Below are 4,840 nucleotides of genomic sequence, written 5' to 3'. Positions count from 1 at the left end.
TCTATACACAGATGACAACATAAAAATTTGATCATTAAAGGAGAGAATTTGTTGTGAAAAAAATAGTAAAAACCCTGATGCTTGGTCTGATGCTGTTCTCAATGTTGTTTGCGGTGGCAGGCTGTTCCGGTAAAAGTGCTCAAAAGGTCGTTATTTATACCAATGCCGATAAGGAAGCGGTAGAGGCGATGCAAAATAGCCTGAATACTGCCGGCTATGAGGGAAAATACGTGCTGCAAACATTGGGCACCTCTGAGCTTGGCGGCAAGCTGATGGCCGAGGGTGACAAAATTGAGGCAAATTTGGTGACCATGAGTTCTTACTTTATTGACAGTGCTCAGAAAAAACACAATATGTTTACAGATTTGAATTTTGAAACAAAGGCGCTGGCACAATATCCGGCCTATTATGCACCGATACTGGCCAATACAGGGGCCATATTTGTCAATACCCAGGTAATCAAAGAGAAGAATTTACCAATGCCCAAATCAGTAAAAGATCTCACAAAAGATGAATATAAGGGCTTAGTCTCTATTCCGAATATCATGAATTCGTCAACTGCGTGGCTGCTGGTGCAATCTATCATCAGCGAATACGGCGAAGTGGAAGGTAAGATCGTCCTGAATAAACTGATTCAAAATTGTGGACCGCATATCGAGACATCAGGCTCAGGACCGATAAAGAAAGTGAGAGCCGGCGAAGTAGCAGCCGGGTTTGGCCTTCGTCATCAGGCCGTGGCAGATAAAGCTGCCGGTAAGTTAATTGATTATATTGATCCTGTTGAAGGCAATTATTCACTCACCGAGGCAATTGCAGTGGTAAAAAAGCCTGATACGGCCACAACTCAGCTTGCTATGGAAATGGCAAAAGTGATCATTACGAAAGCAAGACCTGAATTGATTAAGTTTTACCCTGTAGCACTTTATCAAAGCGAGACCATTGGGGAGTCAAACAAGCCTGGTAATCCTAAGGTGTATGCAAAACCTCTGACCGTGGAACTGCTTGAAGAACATCAGAATTTCTTTAAAGCTGCTCAATAACAAACCATGAAAGGTATGGAACCGCATATGAATATGTACAAACTCTTAACCCCGGGGCCTTTAACCACTAGCAGCGCAGTAAAAGAAGAAATGCTCTTTGACCGGTGCACCTGGGATGATGAATATAAGCAAATAACCCAAAAAATAAGAAAACAACTGCTGGAAATAGCAGCAGTGTCCCCTGAGGAATATACATCAGTGTTATTGCAGGGCAGTGGCAGTTTTGGCGTGGAAGCTGTGCTCACAACAGCGATAAAACCGAAAGATAAATGCCTGATCCTGACTAATGGGGCGTATGGGGAAAGAATAGTAATAATGGCAGCCTGCTTGGGGCTTCAGCATGCTGTTCATAGTGTCCAATACGATAAAGCCCCTGCTGCAGCCGATATAAGAAAAATTGTTGAAAATGACCAGGCGATTACGCATATTGTAATGGTTCACTGTGAAACAACAACCGGGATAGTAAACCCTATCGAGGATATTGCTGCTATTGCTAAAGAGTATGGGAAGAGCTTGATTATTGATGCTATGAGCAGCTTTGGTGGCATTGAGATCAACGTTCAGCAATTAGGGATCGATTATTTGATCAGCAGTGCCAATAAATGTATTCAGGGTGTGCCGGGGTTTTGTTTTGTTGTGGCTAAGATTGAAAAACTATTACATTCACAAGGCAATTCCAGAAGTCTGTCGTTTGATTTATACGATCAGTGGCAGCATATGGATAAGGACGGCAAGTGGCGATTTACCTCGCCAACCCATGCGGTAGCCGCGTTTGCGCGGGCTCTTGACGAGCTGGCTGCAGAAGGCGGCGTTCCAGCAAGGTATAAACGTTATCAGACGACAAATCGCCTGTTGCGGCATAAACTCAAACAGTTGGGAATTGATACTTATATTGACGAAGAGCTTCAATCCCCGATCATCACGACCTTTCTTTTTCCTTACGCGGGCTTTAATTTTAAGGATTTTTATCATTATGTTAAGGCCAGAGGTTTTGTGTTATATCCTGGTAAGCTGACAGATGTCGATACCTTCCGCATCGGCAATATCGGTGAAGTCTATGAAGGCGATATTCAGAAACTATGCTATATCATTGAGGAATATATGAGGAGACAGAAAAAATGAAACAAGTGGATGGTGTCATTCTGGACTGGGCCGGAACCGCTGTTGATTTTGGCTGCTTTGCACCTGTACAGGTGTTTCTTCAGATATTTAAAACCGCCGGGATAGACGTAACAATGGCTGAAGCCAGAGCACCCATGGGCATGCTAAAGCGAGACCACATTAAAACCATGCTCCAAATGCCAAGAATAGAAAAAAAGTGGCAGGAAAAAAAAGGTCGCTGCTTTTGTGAACAAGATATTGATGAATTGTACGCAAGCTTTGAGCCGGCGCTGCTTGCTTCATTGACTGAATACACGCAGCCGCTGCCCGAGGTTGTGACAACAATGAAGATACTCAGGGGCAGAGGACTGAAAATAGGTTCAACAACCGGTTATACAGACGTTATGATGAGAATAGTCGCAGCAGGGGCAAAGGACAAGGGGTATGAACCGGATTTCTGGATAACACCGGATTCCACTCAGTGCTATGGCCGGCCCTATCCGTATATGATATTTAGAAATATAGAGGTGCTGCGGCTTAGCTCGCCATGGACGGTTGTAAAAGTAGGCGATACGGCCGCTGATATAAAAGAAGGCATCCAGGCTGGTGTGTGGTCTGTGGGAGTCGCTGTTGGCAGCTCACAGATGGGTTTAAACCAGAGTGAATTTGAGGGGTTATCAGCAGCAGATAAAACGCAGGCCATTGTAAATACCGAACAAGCATTTCTAGATTATGGTGCGGATTTTACAATCAGGACAATGCAAGAGCTGCCGGCATTAATTGATAGAATTAATACTCTGATCAGACAGGGAAAAAGGCCAAATGCTCACTAAAGCGGAATTAACCCGTGAGGGAGACGTAAATACCAGCGCTCACAGAGAAACGTGGGTTAATTGCCTTGCTAAGGAAAGCCGGGAGCTATTGAGGGCTGATGAGGCTGTATTTATGAGACAGGCGATGTCAACCCCGTGTCTGAATGTCATTGCCGATGCCAGGGGCTGCTATATAACCGATAAAGATGGCAAGCAGTATCTTGATTTCCATGGCAACAGCCTTCACCAGGTCGGTTATAAGAATCCGTATGTACTGGAAGCTGTTAAGAAGCAATTTGATGAGCTGCCGTTTATACCAAGACGATACACCGCAGATATCGCTGTCCAAGCAGCCAGTGCATTAATCAAAAAAACTCGATCTAGAGAGTTTAAGGTTTTGTTTACACCATCAGGGGCTGCTGCCATAGGACTTGCGCTTAAAATTGCCCGCAAAGCTACTGGTAGACATAAGGTAATCTCGCTGTGGGAGTCCTTCCACGGCGCCGGGTTTGATTCTATTGCTGTCGGTGGCGAATATGCCTTTAATAAGGACATGGGGCCGCTACTGGCCGGCTGTATCAAAGCAATCCCCTATAATGGTTATAGAAACCTAATTAACAGCACCTGCCAACAAACTGTAGCCGATTTTTGCCTGGATTATATTGAATATATCATTAAAAATGAAGGCGATATCGGGGCAATCTTACTGGAGCCCATACGGGCAACTGATACCCATATTCCACCGCAAGCTTACTTTCACAGGCTGCGACAGATTTGTGATCAAGAGGGGATATTGCTGATTTTTGATGAAATACCTACCGCACTTGGGCGAAGTGGCGAGTTTTACGTACACCAGAACTTCGGTGTGGAGCCGGATATCCTGGTGCTGGGGAAGGGCCTTGGCGGAGGCCTGATACCTCAGGCTGCTGTCCTTACAAAAGCTAAGTATGATTGTGCTCAGGACATCTCGCTTGGTCATTACACCCATGAAAAACCGGCTGCAGGCTGTGCCGCCATTTGTGCCGCCCTTCGTTATATTGACGAATACAACCTGTTGGAGAACTGTAGAACACAGTCGGCATTGGCAGCCCAATATGCCGCAATTCTTTGCCGCCAATATGATTGCATCGGCGATTTTCGCATAGCTGGGCTATTAATGTCTTTTGAGATTGTTAAAGATCGAATTTCAAAGGCAAAAGATGCTGAGCTTGCAGAAAATATACTGTATTATTGCCTGGAGCACGGCCTGTCCTTTAAGATATCAGCGGGAAACTGTATTACCTGGCATCCCCCCCTCATTGTAACCCCGGAACAATTATCCTTCGCCTTTGATGTATTTGAGAAAGCAATAAAAGGCTGTATGAAATAACATTAGAATAACCGTCACTTTGACAGCAAAAAATCCTGCAGGATATTTAAAATCTGCAGGATTTTTTATTCGCGCTATTATGAATACCCGGCTGGTATGAAGCAATGGCTCATTTCAATGGCTTAGACAGTTTATTCAGGTAATCATTACTCCAGTCGCGTATCACTTGTAAGACTGGTATAAAGCTTTGACCGAGCTCAGTTAATGAATATTCAACCTTGGGTGGAACTTCCTTATAGACTTCCCTGTGAACCAGTCTATCCTGCTCCAGTTCCCGTAGTTGATGGGTAAGTATTCCCTGTGAAATATCAGGCAATAGCTTTTGTAATTCATTAAATCGCTTAGTTCCCTGGCTTAACTGCCACAAAATCAAAAGTTTCCATTTACCGGTAATGAGGTTTTGAGCAACTAATACCGGGCAAGCCCCTTCCTGATAACGAATTTTTGCCATAATTGATCTATTCCTTCCCAATAGTATTGTTTTTGATAGTATATAATAAAAATGTGCGTACTTGTAC

At 44.2% G+C, this 4,840-nt stretch carries 5 protein-coding genes; 4 read left to right on the top strand and 1 reads right to left on the bottom strand.

The genetic code is table 11. The features are described 5' to 3' along the window. Window positions 1-53 precede the first annotated feature (53 nt). Genes VN379_RS00845 through pbfA form a run of 4 tightly spaced genes read left to right on the top strand, consistent with a single transcriptional unit; the run spans window position 54 to window position 4,322 of the window. Entirely contained in the window at window positions 54-1,040 is a 987-nt protein-coding gene (locus VN379_RS00845; RefSeq protein ID WP_325529831.1) for an extracellular solute-binding protein, read from the top strand. 27 nt (window positions 1,041-1,067) lie between these two features. Further along, window positions 1,068-2,162 (top strand): 2-aminoethylphosphonate--pyruvate transaminase, encoded by a 1,095-nt coding sequence (gene phnW / locus VN379_RS00840; RefSeq protein ID WP_325529829.1) that lies wholly within the window; start codon window positions 1,068-1,070, stop codon window positions 2,160-2,162. Next, window positions 2,159-2,974 carry a phosphonoacetaldehyde hydrolase gene (gene phnX, locus VN379_RS00835; protein ID WP_325529827.1) on the top strand — a complete coding sequence of 272 codons (816 nt, stop codon included), beginning with the start codon at window positions 2,159-2,161 and terminating at the stop codon, window positions 2,972-2,974. The genes phnW and phnX overlap by 4 nt, the downstream gene beginning before the upstream one ends. Continuing rightward, window positions 2,964-4,322 carry a (R)-1-hydroxy-2-aminoethylphosphonate ammonia-lyase gene (pbfA, locus tag VN379_RS00830; protein WP_325529826.1) on the top strand — a complete coding sequence of 453 codons (1,359 nt, stop codon included), beginning with the start codon at window positions 2,964-2,966 and terminating at the stop codon, window positions 4,320-4,322. Before phnX ends, pbfA begins: the two co-directional genes overlap by 11 nt. A 109-nt stretch (window positions 4,323-4,431) precedes the next feature. Here the strand turns inward: pbfA and VN379_RS00825 are convergent, their stop codons facing one another. Continuing rightward, the gene (locus VN379_RS00825) at window positions 4,432-4,773 is read right to left on the bottom strand and encodes a helix-turn-helix domain-containing protein (protein WP_325529824.1); all 342 of its coding nucleotides are present in this window, start codon (window positions 4,771-4,773) and stop codon (window positions 4,432-4,434) included. Between the last annotated feature and the right edge of the window lie 67 nt (window positions 4,774-4,840).

Source organism: Sporomusa sp. (genome assembly GCF_035561255.1).
Classification (GTDB): Bacteria; Bacillota; Negativicutes; order Sporomusales; family Sporomusaceae; genus Sporomusa.
The sequence above is the reverse complement of the archived record's forward strand: the minus strand, read 5'-3'. Positions and strand labels throughout refer to the sequence as shown.